11 protein-coding genes are annotated in these 17,841 nt (G+C 27.2%); 1 reads left to right on the forward strand and 10 read right to left on the reverse strand.

Annotated elements, in window-relative coordinates:
• Positions 1-4: 4 nt before the first annotated feature.
• The 10 genes from trxA to dnaE form a co-directional block, all read right to left on the reverse strand.
• The gene (trxA, locus tag BGIGA_RS01565; protein ID WP_014726628.1) at positions 5-328 is read right to left on the reverse strand and encodes a thioredoxin; all 324 of its coding nucleotides are present in this window, start codon (positions 326-328) and stop codon (positions 5-7) included.
• 44 nt (positions 329-372) lie between these two features.
• Positions 373-1,455, reverse strand: coding sequence for a M20 family metallo-hydrolase (locus tag BGIGA_RS01570; protein ID WP_014726629.1), 1,083 nt, complete (start codon positions 1,453-1,455; stop codon positions 373-375).
• The gene (argB, locus tag BGIGA_RS01575) at positions 1,446-2,228 is read right to left on the reverse strand and encodes an acetylglutamate kinase (protein ID WP_014726630.1); all 783 of its coding nucleotides are present in this window, start codon (positions 2,226-2,228) and stop codon (positions 1,446-1,448) included. The genes BGIGA_RS01570 and argB overlap by 10 nt, the downstream gene beginning before the upstream one ends.
• Positions 2,225-3,181 (reverse strand): N-acetylornithine carbamoyltransferase, encoded by a 957-nt coding sequence (locus BGIGA_RS01580; RefSeq protein ID WP_014726631.1) that lies wholly within the window; start codon positions 3,179-3,181, stop codon positions 2,225-2,227. The genes argB and BGIGA_RS01580 overlap by 4 nt, the downstream gene beginning before the upstream one ends.
• Positions 3,182-3,195: 14 nt before the next feature.
• A complete protein-coding gene (carB, locus tag BGIGA_RS01585; protein WP_014726632.1) occupies positions 3,196-6,420 on the reverse strand; it encodes a carbamoyl-phosphate synthase (glutamine-hydrolyzing) large subunit in 3,225 nt (1,074 codons plus the stop codon).
• Positions 6,421-6,443: 23 nt separating this feature from the next.
• The gene (carA, locus tag BGIGA_RS01590) at positions 6,444-7,532 is read right to left on the reverse strand and encodes a glutamine-hydrolyzing carbamoyl-phosphate synthase small subunit (RefSeq protein WP_014726633.1); all 1,089 of its coding nucleotides are present in this window, start codon (positions 7,530-7,532) and stop codon (positions 6,444-6,446) included.
• Entirely contained in the window at positions 7,522-8,673 is a 1,152-nt protein-coding gene (locus tag BGIGA_RS01595) for an aspartate aminotransferase family protein (protein WP_014726634.1), read from the reverse strand. The genes carA and BGIGA_RS01595 overlap by 11 nt, the downstream gene beginning before the upstream one ends.
• 2 nt (positions 8,674-8,675) lie before the next feature.
• Entirely contained in the window at positions 8,676-9,650 is a 975-nt protein-coding gene (gene argC / locus BGIGA_RS01600; protein WP_014726635.1) for an N-acetyl-gamma-glutamyl-phosphate reductase, read from the reverse strand.
• The gene (locus BGIGA_RS01605; RefSeq protein ID WP_014726636.1) at positions 9,643-11,403 is read right to left on the reverse strand and encodes an argininosuccinate synthase domain-containing protein; all 1,761 of its coding nucleotides are present in this window, start codon (positions 11,401-11,403) and stop codon (positions 9,643-9,645) included. Before BGIGA_RS01605 ends, argC begins: the two co-directional genes overlap by 8 nt.
• Positions 11,404-11,555: 152 nt before the next feature.
• Positions 11,556-15,857: a DNA polymerase III subunit alpha gene (gene dnaE / locus BGIGA_RS01610; protein ID WP_014726637.1), complete on the reverse strand. Its 4,302-nt coding sequence runs from the start codon at positions 15,855-15,857 to the stop codon at positions 11,556-11,558.
• 172 nt (positions 15,858-16,029) lie between these two features.
• On the opposite strand from dnaE, the gene rpsA reads away from it, so the two are divergent.
• On the forward strand, positions 16,030-17,841 hold the full coding sequence (gene rpsA, locus BGIGA_RS01615; RefSeq protein WP_014726638.1) for a 30S ribosomal protein S1: 1,812 nt from the start codon (positions 16,030-16,032) through the stop codon (positions 17,839-17,841).

The raw sequence follows: 17,841 nt of genomic DNA on the forward strand, positions 1-17,841 counted from the left end.
AAAATTATGTAACAATTAAAGCGTCTAATTTTTTTCTTATATCTTCTTTAGAAAGAATTCCAATATGGAGATCTTTTTTTTTCCCATTTTTAAAAAAAATCATAGTAGGAATACTCCGTATTCCATATTTAGAAGAAATCTTCGGATTATTGTCTACATTCAACTTAAAAACTGATACTTTTGTATGATATTCAGAAAATATTTCTTCTAATAGAATAGACAAAGCTCTACATGGAGCACACCATGGAGCCCAAAAATCTACCATAACAGGGTTTTTCGATTCGGAAATCAACTTTTCAAAATTTCCATCGTTTATTTCTTGTAACATACTTTTTCCAATAAATAAAAATATAACAAATTTACGTTTTAAATTCAAAAGTTAAAATCTTTCAATAAACAGATATAAATATCGATTCCCTCCATGATTTCTGAAATCAAAACGTATTCATTAGGTGTATGAGAACGTACGCTATCTCCTACTCCCATTTTAATAGTAGAAAAAGGCATTGTGCTTTGATCTGAAAGAGTAGGAGATCCATAAGTATTTATTCCTATAAATTTAGCCTTTAAAACAATAGGATGCATAGGATTTATGAAAGATGAATTTAAATGTAAAGAACGCAGTTTCATTTTAGAATGAATTTTTTTTTGTATCATATCAATCAATTCCTCATTTTCATATAACTCATTTGTTCTAATATCTATAACAAAAGAACAAATATCAGGGATAACATTATGTTGTATTCCTCCTTGTATTTGAGTTACATTCAAAGTAGTAAAACCAAGAAAATCAGATTTTCTATCGAAAGATAAACTTCTTAAATATTCGATATCTCTTATAGCTATATAAATAGCGTTGATTCCTGTATTTCTCGCAGAATGTCCTGTCTTTCCTTCAGCTATACAATCTAAAACTATTAGTCCTTTTTCAGCTATAGCTACTTGCATTTTTGTTGGTTCTCCCACAATTCCTAAATTTATAGATCCCAATTCAGGTAAAATGGATCTTACACCTAAATTTCCAGATATTTCTTCCTCTGCAGTAATGGATAGGACTAATCTATAAGGCAATTCAGATAAACTACTTAAATATATAAAAGTAGATATTAATGAAACGACAGAAGCTCCAGCATCATTACTTCCTAATCCTATTAGTTGATCTTCTTGTTTTATGGTAGCAGAAAAAGGATCTGTTATCCAATTTTTTCCTGGTTTTACCGTATCATGATGAGAATTTAATAATATGGTTTGTATGTCTTTTTTTTTAGAATAATTGTTATTTTCAGTCCATATATTGTTAAATTTTCTTTTAACATAAAATCCATATTGATGGAGATAATCCTCTATCAGGATAGAAACCTTATTTTCTTGTTTAGATATAGAAGGCGTATTGATTATCTGAATCAGAAGTTGTATGGCTTCTTTTTTTAAAATTTGCAAATTGACTATAGACATAGCATAGTTTTATTCTTAACATCATTTAAATAGTTAGGTAGACCTATACTAACCTTAGAGACTCCATTTTGTAATGCAAAAAAAGCATTTTCCAATTTAGGTATCATCCCATTTGTTATAGTATGATTTTGTTTCATTTTTTTAAATAAATGAAAATTTATTTCTCGAAAATAAGATTCCGAATCTTTCACATTTCGTAAAACCCCTTTTTTTTCAAAACAAAAATGTAACTCTACTTCACAACCTTTTTCACTAGCTAAAGACATAGCTATATAAGCTGCTATTGTATCTGCATTTGTGTTGAGTAGATGACCTGTTCCGTTATGTGTTATGGAACATAATACAGGAATGATATTGTTTTTTAATAAAAATTTTATTAAATATGTATTAACACTTTTTAGATTAATATCTCCTACGTATCCATAATCAATATTTTTAATTTTTCGTAAATATGATTTAATGCAGTTTCCATCTGCTCCACATAATCCTAAAGCATTACAATGATAAGATTGTAATAGAGCTACAATATTTTTATTGATTATTCCTGCATAAGTCATAACAACTATATCCAAAGTTTCTTTATCTGTCATTCTTCTACCTTGTATCATTTTAGGGTAAATACCCATTTTTTTTGAAATCAAATCTGCTTTTCTTCCTCCTCCATGAATCAAGACTTTATATCCTTGTAATTTACAAAAAGCATTCAAAGAATCATGAAGATACTTACGATCATTAATTAAATGACCTCCAATTTTTACTATATGTATTTTCATGATAAAGATTCTAACATTTTTAAAAAAATTATTTGCGAAGCATAAACTCTATTTTTTGCTTGTTCCAATACAATGGAATATTTACTGTCTAAAACCGCATCTTCCACTACCACATTTCTCCTTACAGGCAAACAATGCATAAATTTAGCTTGATTCGTTAGTTTCATTTTATTTTCAGTAATCATCCAATCTGAACTTTGACAAAGTATTTTTCCATAATCTAAATAACTGCTCCAATTTTTAGCATAAATAAAATCTGCATTTATAAATGCTTTGTTTTGATTATGCGTTGTATAGGCTCCATTAGAAAATCTTTTATGTAGATTGTATCTTTCTGGACACGTAATTGTAAAATCTATCTGTTCTATTTTTGATATCCATTGAGAAAAAGAATTCGCTACGGAATGAGGTAATGATTTTACATGAGGGGCCCAAGTTAATACGACTTTACATCTCTTTCTAAAAAAAGATGTAAATTCTGCAATAGTCATAACATCTGCCAAAGACTGTAAAGGATGCAAAGTGGCACTTTCCATATTCACGACTGGAACTTTGGAATAATTCAATATTTTATTAAAAATAATTTCTTGATAATCATAATCTTTATCAACAAGATTTGGAAAAGTTCTTACTGCAAGAATATCACAATACATACTCATTACAGAAATAGCCTCTTTAATATGTTCTTGTGTAAGATTCATGATACTTCCATCATTCATTTCAATTTTCCAAGAATCTCTATGTATATCTAATACCCAAGTATGACATCCTAAGTTAGAAGCCGCTTTTTGACAACTAATTCTTGTGCGTAAACTAGGATTAAAAAAAACCAATCCTATTGTTTTGTTTTTTCCAATATGTTGAAAGTCATATGGATTTTTTTTTAAAAAAAGACCATCTTTAATGAGATCATGGACATTGATAACATCTTCTACACTAAAAAATTTTTTCATAAACTTATTTATATTCAATATTCATCCCAAGCTTTTATAAATAATTTATCCATAGATAAATTACAAAATGCTTGTATAAAAGCTTTTGCTAAACGCGCATTAGTGAGTAAAGGAATATTAAAATCTACGGCATAACGTCTAATAGCATAATCATTATTCAATTCTGATTTACTGAGATTCTTTGGAATATTAATAATAAGATCCAATTTTTTATTTTTTATTAACTCAATAACATTTGAATATTTTTTGACATTAGGCCAATAAACTTTTATTGAAGGAATCCCATTCTGGGATAAAAAATTATTAGTTCCTTCTGTTGCAAATAATATATATCCTTTTTTATGTAAAAGTTTTACAACCTCTAAAAGATCTAATTTAGATTCAATAGGCCCTCCAGATATCAATATATTTTTTTTGGGAACGGTGTACCCCACAGAAAGCATAGATTTTAAAAGCGCTTCATCAAAAGTATTCCCTAAACATCCAACTTCTCCTGTAGAAGCCATATCTACCCCCAAAATAGGATCTGCATCTTGCAAACGGGAAAAAGAAAATTGAGAAGCTTTTATTCCCAAAAAATTTGTAATAAAAAAATTAGGTTTTATTTTATTTATATTCTTTCCAAGAAGAACTTGAGTCGCCAATTCAATCATATTAAAATGAGATACTTTTGATACAAAAGGAAAACTTCTGGATGCTCTCAAATTACATTCAATGACTTTTATTTCATTATTTTTGGATAAAAATTGAATATTGAAAGGACCAGATATATTAAAATGTTTGGATATTTTTTCAGATATGCGAATAATTTCTTTTAATGTAGATAAATATAAATTATGTGGAGGATATACCAATGTAGCATCTCCTGAATGTACTCCTGCAAATTCTACATGTTCTGATATAGCATAATATAAAACTTCTCCATTTTGAGAAACAGCATCGAATTCAATTTCTTTAGCATTTTTTATAAATTCTGTAATAACTAATGGATATTCAGAAGATATAGACACTTTTTCACGAAGATAATGCTGCAATTCCTCTTGATTAGAAATCACATTCATATCCGCTCCAGAAAGAACATAAGAAGGTCTAACTAATATAGGAAAATCTACTTCTTTTATAAATTGAAAAATAGCATCAAAATCGGATAATTCTTTCCATCTAGGTTGTCTAATTTTTAAATGATCCATCGCATTAGAAAATTTATATCTGTTTTCCACTTTGTCTATGGAAACAGGAGAAGTCCCTAAAATTTTTACCTTTTTTTCATAAAGTTTTAAAACTAAATTATTGGGGATTTGTCCTCCCATAGATACAATTGTTCCTTTAGGGTTTTCCAGTTCTATAATATCTAATACACGTTCTAAAGTAAGTTCCTCAAAATATAATCTATCACATACATCAAAATCAGTGCTGACCGTTTCTGGATTATAATTTATCATTATGGATCTATAAGATTCTTTATGAATCGTACTCAATGCATTCACACAACACCAATCAAATTCTACACTACTTCCAATTCTATAAACTCCAGATCCTAGTGTAATAACAGATCTTCCATCTTTCTCATAAATAATATCATGTTGAATGGCATGATATGTTAAATATAAATAATTTGTATGTGCGGGATATTCAGAAGCTAAAGTATCAATTTGTCGAACATATGGAACTATATTTTTTACTTTTCTATGTTCTCTTATTTTTTGTTCTAAATTAGAAATATTGTGATTTCTATTTTTTTTAAAAAAAATACTAGCTATTTGTATATCAGAAAAACCTTCTTTTTTGGCTTTTCGTAATAATTCATCCGGTATATCTTTAAAATTATCAAAACGATCTATCTTTTTTTTTGTTTGAAAAATATTATCAAGTTGGTATAAAAACCATGGATCAATCTTTGTTAAATAATGTATTTCTTTTATGGAAAGACCTTTTTCTAAAGCCTCTTCTAAAAAGAAAATTCTTTGATCTGTAGGTTTTTTTAGATATTCTTTCAATAATTGAACAGATTTCAACTTTTTTTTAATAATATTAATGAATCCTTGCATCCCTATATCTAACATACGAATTCCTTTTTGCAAAGCTTCTTCAAAAGAACCTCCAATAGCCATGACTTCTCCTACACTTTTCATACTACTTCCAATCCTATTAGAAACACCGTAAAATTTGTTTAGATCCCATCTAGGAATTTTACATACTACATAATCCAATGCAGGTTCAAAAAAAGCAGAAGTATTTTTAGTTACAGAATTTTTTAATTCGTTCAATCCGTATCCTAAAGATAATTTTGCTGCAACAAAAGCTAAAGGATAACCTGTTGCTTTAGAAGCAAGAGCACTAGAGCGAGAAAGACGCGCATTAACTTCAATAACACGATAATCTTCCGAACTCGGATTTAACGCAAATTGAACATTACATTCTCCTACTATGTGAAAATCTCTAGCTATATGTATAGCTAATTTTCTTAAATTATAATATTCAGAATTTGTTAAGGTTTGCGACGGTGCAACAACAATACTTTCTCCTGTATGAATTCCTATGGGATCAAAGTTTTCCATATTACACACAGCAATACAATTATCGTATTGATCTCTAACTATTTCATATTCAATTTCTTTCCATCCTTCCAAATATTCTTCTACAACAATTTGAGAAGAATAAGAAAAAGCCTTACTTACTATTTTCTTTAAATCATTAACATTTTTAGCAAAACCACTTCCCAATCCTCCAAGAGTATAAGCCGATCTAATAATAATAGGAAATCCTATTTCTAAAGAATAGGAAATGGCATCATCCATAGAATAAACCACAAAACTTTTTGCCGTTTTTATGTTAATATGAGTTAACCTATTCCTGAATAAGTTTCTATCTTCACTGTGAATAATAGATTCAATAGAAGTACCTAAAACCTGAATTTGATATTTTTCTATAATACCTTTTTTAAAAAGCTGAATTCCACAATTTAATGCAGTTTGTCCTCCAAAAGATAATAAAATACCTTGTGGTCTTTCCTTATCTATAACACGTTTAATAAAAAATAAAGTCAAAGGAAGGAAATAAACTTTGTCCGCAATTCCTTTAGAAGTCTGAACCGTGGCAATATTTGGATTAATTAATATAGTATAAATTCCCTCCTCTTTAAGAGATTTTAATGCTTGTGTTCCAGAATAATCAAATTCACCAGCTTCTCCTATTTTTAATGCACCTGATCCCAGGATGAGTACTTTCTCTATTTTCATACTTATTTTGAAAGATTCTTGAATTATTTATTTTTTTTAATTGAATCTATAAAAAAATCGAATAAAAATTCGGTATCTTTAGGTCCACTTGAAGCTTCTGGATGAAATTGCACCGAAAAAAAAGGTCTATCATTATGAATGATCCCTTCACAAGTATCATCATTTAAATTTTTAAAAAATACTTTCCATTCTCTAGAAATATTTTTCGCATCCAAAACATATCCATGATTTTGTGATGTAATAAAACTTTTTCCTGTTATTAATGACAAAACTGGTTGATTATGACTTCTATGTGCATATTTCAATTTATACGTCTCGCCTCCTGCTGCTATACCCAAAAGTTGATTTCCTAAACATATGCCAAATATAGGTTGTTTTTTTTTCATAGCTATACGAAGATAATGTATCGGTTTTTTATAAATCTTAGGATCCCCAGGTCCATTAGAAAGAACCAATCCATCATATTCTTCTTTCGTAAAATCATAATTCCATGGGACTCTGATAATAGAACAATTTCTTCGTAATAAACAACGTAATATATTATTCTTTAACCCAAAATCTACAAGTAATATTTTGTATTTTCCATTTCCATATATAATTTTTTCTTGTATTGATACTTTTTCAGAAAGATTATCCTGATTTGGATCATAAAAAGGAAGATTTTCACTTTTCATCAAAATTTTACCTAACATAGATCCTCCATTTTTTCTAAGTTTTTTTGCAATAAATCTAGTATCTACACCATACAATCCAGGAATTCCATTTTCATACAACCAATCCGATAAAGATTGATTCATACTCCAATGATACGGACGACTAGAATAATAAGAAATAATAAGTCCAGATACTTGAATTCTATCGGATTCATAAAATGAATAAATACATTCTTCACTATAAGAAGAAGATGGAATTCCATAATTTCCTATTATAGGATAAGTATAAGTCAATATTTGTCCTTTGTAAGAAGGGTCTGTTATACTTTCAGTATAACCGGTCATTGCTGTATTAAATACAACTTCTCCAGAAGAAGATACTGGTGCTCCAAAATGATCCGCTTCATATCTAGTTCCGTCTTCTAATACAAGTATCGCTTTTTTTATTTTATTTTCCATTTTTTTTATCTATACTATACAAGGCATTTTTTAATTTTTTAAGGAATGATTTTATGTGATTTTCATTTATATTTAATGGAGGAAGTAATCGTAAAACATATGGATTATTAGATGTACCAACAAATACTTTCTCTTTATAAATTAAAAAATTTTTCAAATCTTGAATGGGAAAATCAAATTCTAATCCTATCATGAGCCCCCTACCTCTAATTTCTTTAATCTCAGGAATGAGACGCAATTTTTGTAACAAGATCTTTCCCATTTTTTTTGCATTTTCAATTAAATTTTCTTGTTTAATAATTTCCAATACAGCAATACTAGCTGCACAAGCTAAATGATTTCCTCCAAAAGTGGTTCCTAACATTCCATAATATGGTTTAAATTTCGGATGTATAAGCACTCCTCCTATAGGAAATCCGTTCCCCATACCTTTAGCGACAGTAATTAAATCTGGTTTTACAGGATATAATTGATGAGAAAAAAAAGATCCTGTTCTTCCATATCCACTTTGAACCTCATCTATAATCAATACGGTATCATATTTTTTACAAAGATTTTCAATTTTATAAAAAAAATCTAACCCAGGATCTATAATTCCAGAGACCCCTTGGATCCCTTCAGTAATTACGGCACAAATATCTTGATTTTTTAATTTCTCTTCTAAAGAATCAAAATCTAAATAATTTAAAAATATGGTTTCATGTTGAGTATTAAAAGGGGATATAAATTTATAGTTATCCGTTACCGAAAGACTTCCACTTGTTCTTCCATGAAAAGAACCTTTAAAAGCAATTATTTTTTTTTTTCCTGTATGAAAAGAAGCTATTTTCAATGCATTTTCATTAGATTCCGTACCAGAATTACATACAAACAATGAATAATCTTCATATCCTGAAATATTTCCAAGTAGATAAGCTAATTTTTTTTTTTGTAAAATATAAACGCTATTAGAATAATATGATATTTTATGAATTTGTTCTGTTATAGCTTTTACGTAATATGGATGTGAATGTCCAATGGAAATCACAGCATGTCCTCCATAAAAATCTAAATACATATTTCCATGCACATCAAAAACATAAGATCCTTTACTCTTACTTAATTCTATATTTAGAATAGGATAAACGTCAAATAATTTCATTTTTAGAAACGAACGGATTTTAATCTTAAACCACAAGTTTCATCCAAATCAAACATAATATTCATATTTTGTATGGCTTGACCAGAAGCTCCTTTTATGAGATTATCTATGATGCTTATGACAATCAGTTGATCTTTCTCTTTCATAAGATATAAAATACATTTATTGGTATTGATCACTTGTTTTATGTCAATATTAACATAAGAAATCTTTACAAATGGATCATTTTTATAATATTCTTCATATATTTCTTGATTTCTTTCTAAAGAAAGAACAGAATGAGTATATAAAGTAGTTATAATTCCCCTAGAAAAATTTCCTCTGTAAGGTACAAAATAAATTTTAGAATAAAAATTGTTTTGTACTTGATGAATGATTTGTTCAATTTCCTTCAAATGCTGATGTTTAAATATTTTATAAGCAGAAATATTATTATTTCTCCAACTAAAATGATTATTGTCACTCAATCTTCTTCCAGATCCTGTAGAACCTGTTATGGCACTAATATGGATATCTTTTTCTAATAATTGATTTTTAGCTAATGGTAAAATTGCTAAAAGAATCGCTGTAGCAAAACATCCAGGATTAGCTATATTATTGGATTTTTTTATTGTTTTTTTTTGTAATTCTGGTAATCCATATACAAAATTTCTATTATTAAAAATGGATTGAATTTTTATCCTGAAATCTTGACTCAAATCAATCACTTTTATATTTTCTGATATATTATTTAATTCTTTTCTAGATTGTCCATGTCCAGAACAAAGAAATACAATATCTATTTTTTTGTTTAAATCATGGGAAAATTTCATATTCTCTATTTCTCCTAACAAATCTTGATGAATCAAATGAATCCATTTTCCTGGATTACTTTTACTAACTATACTTTTAATACTAATTTTTGGATGATGGATCATCAATCTTATTAATTCTCCAGCAGTGTATCCAGTTCCTCCTATAATACCTATTTCAATCATGATTTTTTTTATTTAAATTGTGATACATTTTCATTTGATTGCTCAAAATCTTTGTAAATCCCTTTACATCTTCAGCAGTCCAAGCATAATTCATTTCTCCATATTGAGCCATATTAGAAGATGTCATTAAATCGAATTTAGATTTGATTCCTACTAAATGAAATCTATAAGGATAAAGAATAATATCTACTGTTCCGGTTAATCTTTCTTGTGTACTTTTTAAAAATTTTTCTATATCACGCATGACAGGATCTAAGTATTGAGCTTCATGAAGTAACATACCATACCAATTGGATAATTGTTCTTTCCAATATAGTTGCCATTTTGTAAGAATATGTTTTTCCAACAAATGATGAGCTTTTATAATAATAATAGCAGCTGAAGCTTCGAATGCCACTCTTCCTTTAATACCCAAAATAGTGTCTCCTATATGAATTCCTCTTCCTATGGCAAATTCTGAAGCGATTTTTTCAATTTTTATTATATTATTTATAGCATTTCCTTTTTCTTTATTAACACTTACTAATTCTCCCTTTTCAAATTCTAATTCTAAGTTTTCGCTTTTTTTTCTTCTTAATTTTGTTAGATAAGCCTCTTCCGGAAAATCGTGATAAGAAGTAAGAGTTTCCTTTCCTCCTATACTTGTACCCCAAATTCCTTTGTTGATAGAATATTTAGTTTGATCCCAACAAATCGATACTCCTTTATTTTTTAAATATTCAATTTCCTCTTTTCTAGATACTTTCATATCTCTTATCGGAGATAAAGTTATTTTGTCCGGACAAATAATTTGAAAGGCTATATCGAATCTAATTTGATCATTTCCTGCCCCTGTACTTCCGTGAGCAATAGCTTTTGCTTGAATATAAGTGGCATATTGTGCTATTTTAATAGCCTGAAAAATCCTTTCTGAACTTACTGAAAGTGGATAAGTATTATTTTTAAGAATGTTTCCGAATATAAGATATTTTATACAATTTTGATAGTATTCTTCTATAGCGTCAATAGTCTTATGCGACTTAGATCCAATGCTTAAAGCTCTTTCTTCAATTTTATCTAATTCTTCTTTTTTAAATCCTCCCGTATTAATAATAACTGTATGAACTTCATATTTTTCCTGTATTAAATATTTTAAACAATAAGAGGTATCTAATCCACCACTATAAGCTAAAACGATTTTATCTCCAATAGATAAAAAATAATTTCTATCTTTTTTATGTTTATCCGTGTTTGGATTATACAAAAGACCTGTACATAAACACATTTTTCTTTGATTTCTGGTTAATATATCAAAGTTTGCACAACTTTGACATCCTTTCCAAAATTCTTCTGAATGAGTTAATTCACTAAAAGTAACAGGGTTAAAACCCAATTCTGTATTAATTTTAATAACAGTATTACTTGTTGTAATACTAAAAATTTTAGAATTTGGAAATTTTTTTCTAGAAAGTTTAAAAATTTCAATCTTAATGATTTTTGCTAATCCTTTCTTTCTAAATTCAGGAAAAACAATTAAACCGGAATTAACGACAAATTCTTCATTATGAAAAATTTCAAGGTAGCTAAATCCCGCTAATCTTTCATCACAAAAAGCAATTACTGCATTTCCATGAATCATTTTTGATTTAATATATTCTGGATCTTTTTTTGCAATTCCAGTTCCTCTTATTTTTGCTGATTCCTTAATTTTTTTGCAAATTAAGAAAGCATATTTCGTATCCTCTTCATGAGAGACTCTAACTTTTATTTTCATCTCTGTAAGAAACCACTAAAGAAAATAAATGCGTTGTTGTCCCAATTTATTATAATAGAATAATGCTTCATATATTTATTTATTCATTTTATTTTTTCACAGAACAAATACAAATTTAATAAAGTCTTTTTAATTAACTTATGAGTTAAATTTTAGTTTAAACAAAAATCTAATCCTTTTATTTTTTCTAATTCTTTTAAAAAACTTGAATTAATATTAACTTCATATTTTTTAGATTCAAAATTTAAAAAGATTTTATCTTCTTTATCATAAAGAACTATATTCAATTTTTTATTTCCTATTTGTTGGAAAAAAAGTTTTTCTATACTATTTATAAATACACTATTTAAACTCTTTATATTGATTTTTATCGTCAATTTGTGTGCTAATTTTTTCAAAACATTTTGTAAATATTCTATATGTAAAATGTTGATTTTATATTTTTGATATTTTGATTTATCAATATAAATACATAAATACAATAGATTATTGTGAATCAAAAAAGGCTCATATTTAAAATATTGTTGTCCATAAATTCTAAATTCTTTATAGGAGTTATAATCTTCTAATAAAAAAATACCATATTTGATTCCATTTCTTATATATGTTTTTTTTTCTATTTTGGATAAAATTCCACATACATACATTTTTTTTCCTATAAGTTGAGATTCATTCTTATTTAATTGTTCTAAAGATATATTCGTAAAATATTTCATTTCATAATAAAAATCATCTAAAGGATGTGCAGACGTATAAACACCTAACACTTCTTTTTCTTTTGATAATTTATATATGTTATTCCATAAATCACATTTTACAATAGTAGGTTTATCTACTTTATTTTTTGTTTTTTGTAACTTGGATCCAAATCTAATAACTTTCTCTAAAGTGCTTAATTTGTCATTATATACAATATGAAAATATTGTTCTCTATAAATGTGAAAACTGTCTAAAGATCCAGATAAAATTAAACTTTCTAAAGTTTTTTTATTCACTACACGTAAATCCATTCTTTTAACCAGATTAAAAATAGAGGTATAGGGACCGTTTTTTTCTCGGTCTTTTAAAATAATTTTTACAGCATTTTTTCCAACTCCTTTTATCCCCGCAAGACCAAATCTAATACGATTAGAATCAGTAACTTTAAAAAATGAATCACTTTGATTTATGTCTGGACCGATTACAGAGATATTCATTCTTTTACATTCTTCTATGAAGAAAGTAAGCTGTTTAATATTATCCATATTATTACTTAATACAGAAGCCATATATTCACATGGAAAATGTGCTTTTAAATACGCAGTTTGAAAAGCTATATAGGCATAACATGTAGCATGAGATTTATTAAAAGCATAACAAGAAAAATATTCCCAATCTTTCCATATTTTTTCTAATATATTTTTAGAATAACCTTTTTTCATAGCTTGAAGAATAAATAAATTCCTCATTTTATTGAGTCTTTCTTTTTGTTTTTTTCCCATAGCTATTCTAAGAATATCCGCATCTCCTTTACTAAAATCAGCTATTTTTTGAGCTATAAGCATGACTTGTTCTTGATATATTGTTATTCCATAAGTTTCTTTTAAAAATTCCTCCATTTCTGGTAAATCATAAGTTATAGCTTCTTTTCCATGTTTTCTGGATATAAAATTAGGAATGTATTGTAAAGGACCTGGTCGATACAATGCGGTCATTGCAATTAGATCATAAAATTTATCAGGTTTTAACTGTCGTAAATATTTTTTCATTCCTGGAGATTCATATTGAAAAACAGCAACAGTTTCTCCTTTTTGAAAAAGATGATAAGTTTTCTCATCTTTTAAAGAAAATGAATCCTCTGTAAGATTAATATTTTTATGTCTTTTTCTTATGAGATTCATTGCGTCTTTAATAATCGTAAGAGTTTTTAATCCCAAAAAATCCATTTTTAATAATCCAGTGTGTTCTACCACATGATTATCAAATTGCGTTAGCAATAAATCTGATTCTTTTGACATCGATACTGGAATATATTTTCTAATATCATCTGTACTTATTATGATCCCACAAGCGTGAATTCCTGTACTTCTTATAGTCCCTTCTAAAATTTCTGCCTGTCGCAAAACTTTTCCTTCCAATGTATCTTTATTTTCTGCTATTTCTCTTAATTTTCGTACATTATTCATTTCTTCTTTATTTATTGTGAGACTTTTTTGGGATAAAATTTTTTTTAATGAAAACATGTTAGGAACCATTTTTGCGAATCGATCTGTTTCTTTTAGAGATAACCCTAAAACACGTCCAGTATCTCTTATAGATGATTTAGCTCCCATAGTTGCATATGTTATAATTTGTGCCACTTGATGTTTTCCGTATTTTTGAACAACCCATTCAATAATTTTTTCACGTCCTCTGTCATCAAAATCAATATCAATGTCTGGCAAGGAAATTCTATCTGGATTTAAAAATCGTTCGAAAAGAAGATGATATTTCATTGGATCTATGTTTGTTATTTTTAAACAATAAGCAACAATAGATCCTGCAACGGATCCTCTTCCAGGACCTACTGAAATATTCATTTTTCTAGCTTGAGAAATAAAATTATGAACAATTAGAAAATAACCAGGATAGCCTATTTTTTCTATTGTTTTTAATTCAAAAAAAATTCTTTCTTGAATTTTTTTTGTTATATTTTTATAACGTTTTTTAGCTCCACAAAAAGTGATTTGTTTTAAAAAATAATTTTCTCCTCTATTTCCTCCATCTATTTTATCCATAGGATTTTCAAAAGATTTTGGAATCTGAAATTTTGGAAGCAATGTTTTATGCGAAAGATGATAAGATTCAATTTTGTTAACTAATTCTTCTAGAAAATCAAAAGATTCTGGAATATCAAAAAACATTTTTTTCATTTCTTCTGTACTTTTAAAATAAAATTCATGATTAGGAAAACCAAATCTGTAACCTTTTCCTTTTCCTATAGGGGTAAATTGTTTTTCTCCATTTTTTATACAAAGTAAAATATCATGAGCATTCGCTTCTTTTTTATCTAAATAGAAAGTATTATTTTGTATAATATATTTTACATGATATTTTTTTGAAAATTTCAGTAATACATTATTTACATAATCTTCAGCTTCTAAACCATGACGTAATAATTCTATGTAAAAATCATCTCCAAAAAGATCTTTCCACCATAAAAAAATTATCTCAGCTTTTCTTTCCCCACAATTCAGAATAGTATATGGAATTTCTGCATTTAAATCTCCAGTAAGAGCAATTAAATTTTCTTTATATTTTTCTATCAAATTTTTTCCAATCCTAGGGATTCCAGCATACAAACCTTCTGTAAAACCTAATGAACAAAGTTTTGCTAAATTATGATAACCTTTTTTATTTTTAGATAAAAGTACTTGTTGGTATCGTTTATCCGGTTCTTCTTTAGTAAACTTTTTTTGTAAATAATTATCTGAAATAAAGACTTCACAACCTACGATACCTTTAATTGATTTTTTTTTATGATATTTTTCGTTTATGGAATGAATAGCATTTAAAAAATGAAAAGATCCCATCAGATTTCCATAATCTGTTATACCTACAGCTGGCATATTTAAATACATAGCTCTTTCTACCAGTGATCTAATATTTATAGTAGAATGAAGGATAGAAAAATAGGTATGATTATGAATGTGAGAATATTTTTTTTTTTTCAATTTTTCCTTTAATAATGTATCATCATTATGGAATGAAATTTTTTCTTTTTTTTCTCTTTTTTTTTGCTCTATTTCTAATCCTAAATAAGAGTGATCTTCTGTCAATAAAACTACAGAAGAAGAAATTTTTTTGGTATATTTTTTTCTAAATTTCAGAATAATCTTTTCTTCTATTCCTATGTTTTTATGTGATATTATTCCGATACGTAACAGTTCTAAAAAAGAACGTGCTGTAGCTTTGACATCATTTGATGCATTATGCAAGTTTGTAATTTTTTCTCCAAAAAGCTTTTGATATAATTCAGATAATGTAGGCCATTTAAATCTTTTTCCATTTGTTCTTAATTGGCAATAAGAAGTAGAAATTTCTTTAGTATCTAATGTTTTTTTATTTTTAAAAAAAATTTCTTTTTTTTTTCTAAAAAATTCACATTCAATAACTTTTATATCAAATTCTAAATTGTGTCCAATTAAACATAAAGATTTATCAAAAGATTTTTTAAATTCATGAAGAACAAAACTTAAATCTACTCCATATTTATTTGCTTTTTCATTAGTTATTCCATGAATTTTAAAAGCATTAAAAGGAATATCATAATGATCTGGCTTTATAATGAAATTTTTGAATTCTATTAAATTTCCTAAAACATCATGACTTTGCCATGAAATTTGCACGATTCTCGGCCAATTATCTATATGAGTAATTGGAAGATTATAGGAAATAGGCAATCCTGTTGTTTCGGTATCAACAATGAGGTACATTTTATTTGAATTAGTCAAAAAAAGTTACTGAAAAATTATTAGTTTTGTATTGTATTACCTGTTTTTTTTATTAAAAAAAATAATAAACGATAACTCTAAAACTGTTATGCTCTAGTTTATCTGTTTATGTGTGTATTTTTATGTATAAAAAATAGAGAAAAACAATAAAATTATGTCTAATCAAACTGAAGAAATAAAAAGAAAATCACCACATTCATATGATATTCAAAATGAAAAACTGAAGGATCAGAAAAGTATTAAAACAAGTTTCGATTGGACGAAATATGAAACTCATTTTAATAATGATAGACAAGAAGAAAGAAAAAAATTTGAAGAAATATATACAAAAACTTTACCCTATGTTCAAGAATTAGAAATATATCAAGGAGTTGTAACACATATTTCGGACAAAATTATTATTGTAGATATTGGATTCAAAGCAGAAGGAGCCATTTCTATAAGTGAATTTAGAGAAAATTTTAATATACAAGTAGGCAGTAAAATAGAAGTAATGGTTGTTAAAATTGACTATAAAGGACAATGTATTCTTTCGTATCAAAAAGCGAAAATGCTAAGAAATTGGCAACGTATCAATGAAGCATATGAAAAATCTGAGGTTATATTGGGTTATGTTGCAGCTAGAACAAAAGGAGGATTAATTGTTGAAATATTTGATATAGAATGTTTTTTACCTGGATCACATATAAATGTTAAACCTGTTCGAGATTATGATATTTATGTTGGAAAAACCATGGAAGTGAAAGTGGTGAAAATCAATAAAAAAACGAAAAATGTTGTTGTTTCTCATAAAGTGTTAATAGAAAGAGATATTGAAGAACAAAGGAAAGAAATGATATCAAAATTAGACAAAGGTCAAGTCTTAGAAGGAAAAATCAAAAACATTCTTCCTTATGGTGCCTTTGTAGATTTAGGAGGTGTAGATGCTTTGCTTCATATTACCGATATGAGTTGGCCACATATTAACCATCCTACAGAAATTGTTCAGTTAGAACAGGAACTAAAATTTGTTGTATTAGGTGTAGATAAAGATAAAAATCGTGTACAATTAGGATTAAAACAATTACAACCTCATCCTTGGAATTCTTTGGATAAAAATTTGAAAGTAGGAAGCAAAGTGAAAGGAAAAGTAAGTGTTTTAGCGGATTATGGTGCTTTTATTGAAATTATACCAGGTGTAGAAGCATTATTACATATTAGTGAAATGTCTTGGTCTACAGATTTGTCTTCTACTCAAGATTTTGTAAAAATAGGAGATGAATTGGAAACTGTTATATTAACCATAGATCGTCAGGAAAGGAAAATGTCTTTAAGTATAAAACAATTAACTCCAGATCCTTGGGTTAATATACAAGATAAATATTCTATAGGATCAAAACATATTGGAATTGTAAAAAAATTCACAAATTTTGGAGTTTTTTTAGAATTGAAACAAGGAATATCTGGAATTATTTACACTAATGATCTTTCATGGATTAAAAAAATTAAACATCCTTCTGAATTTTGCAGTATAAACGATAAATTAGAAATCATTGTACTTGCTTTGGATACTCAAGCAAGAAGATTAAATTTAGGACATAAACAATTAACAGAAAATCCATGGGAAAAATATGAAAAAATTTATCATGTGGGAAGTATTCACAATGGAATAATATCAAATTTATTTGACAAGGGAGCTACTGTAAAATTTATAGAAGATCAAAAAATGGAAGCTTTTGCTCCATTCCGCTTTTTAGAAAAAAAAGATGGCTCAACTTTGAAAAAAGGAGAAAAAGCTAATTTTAAAATCATTGAATTTAATAAAGAAACTAAAAAAATAGTGATCTCTCATACGTCTATTTATCGTGATCAAGATCAAAAAAAAGAAAAACGTGTAAGAAATAGAAAATTTGAGAGATCTACTCTCGGTGATATAGCAGGATTAGCTAAACTAAAAGAACAAATAGAAAAAGAAAAAAATAAATAG

It is taken from the genome of Blattabacterium sp. (Blaberus giganteus), assembly GCF_000262715.1.
In the GTDB taxonomy this organism is placed as follows: domain Bacteria; phylum Bacteroidota; class Bacteroidia; order Flavobacteriales; family Blattabacteriaceae; genus Blattabacterium.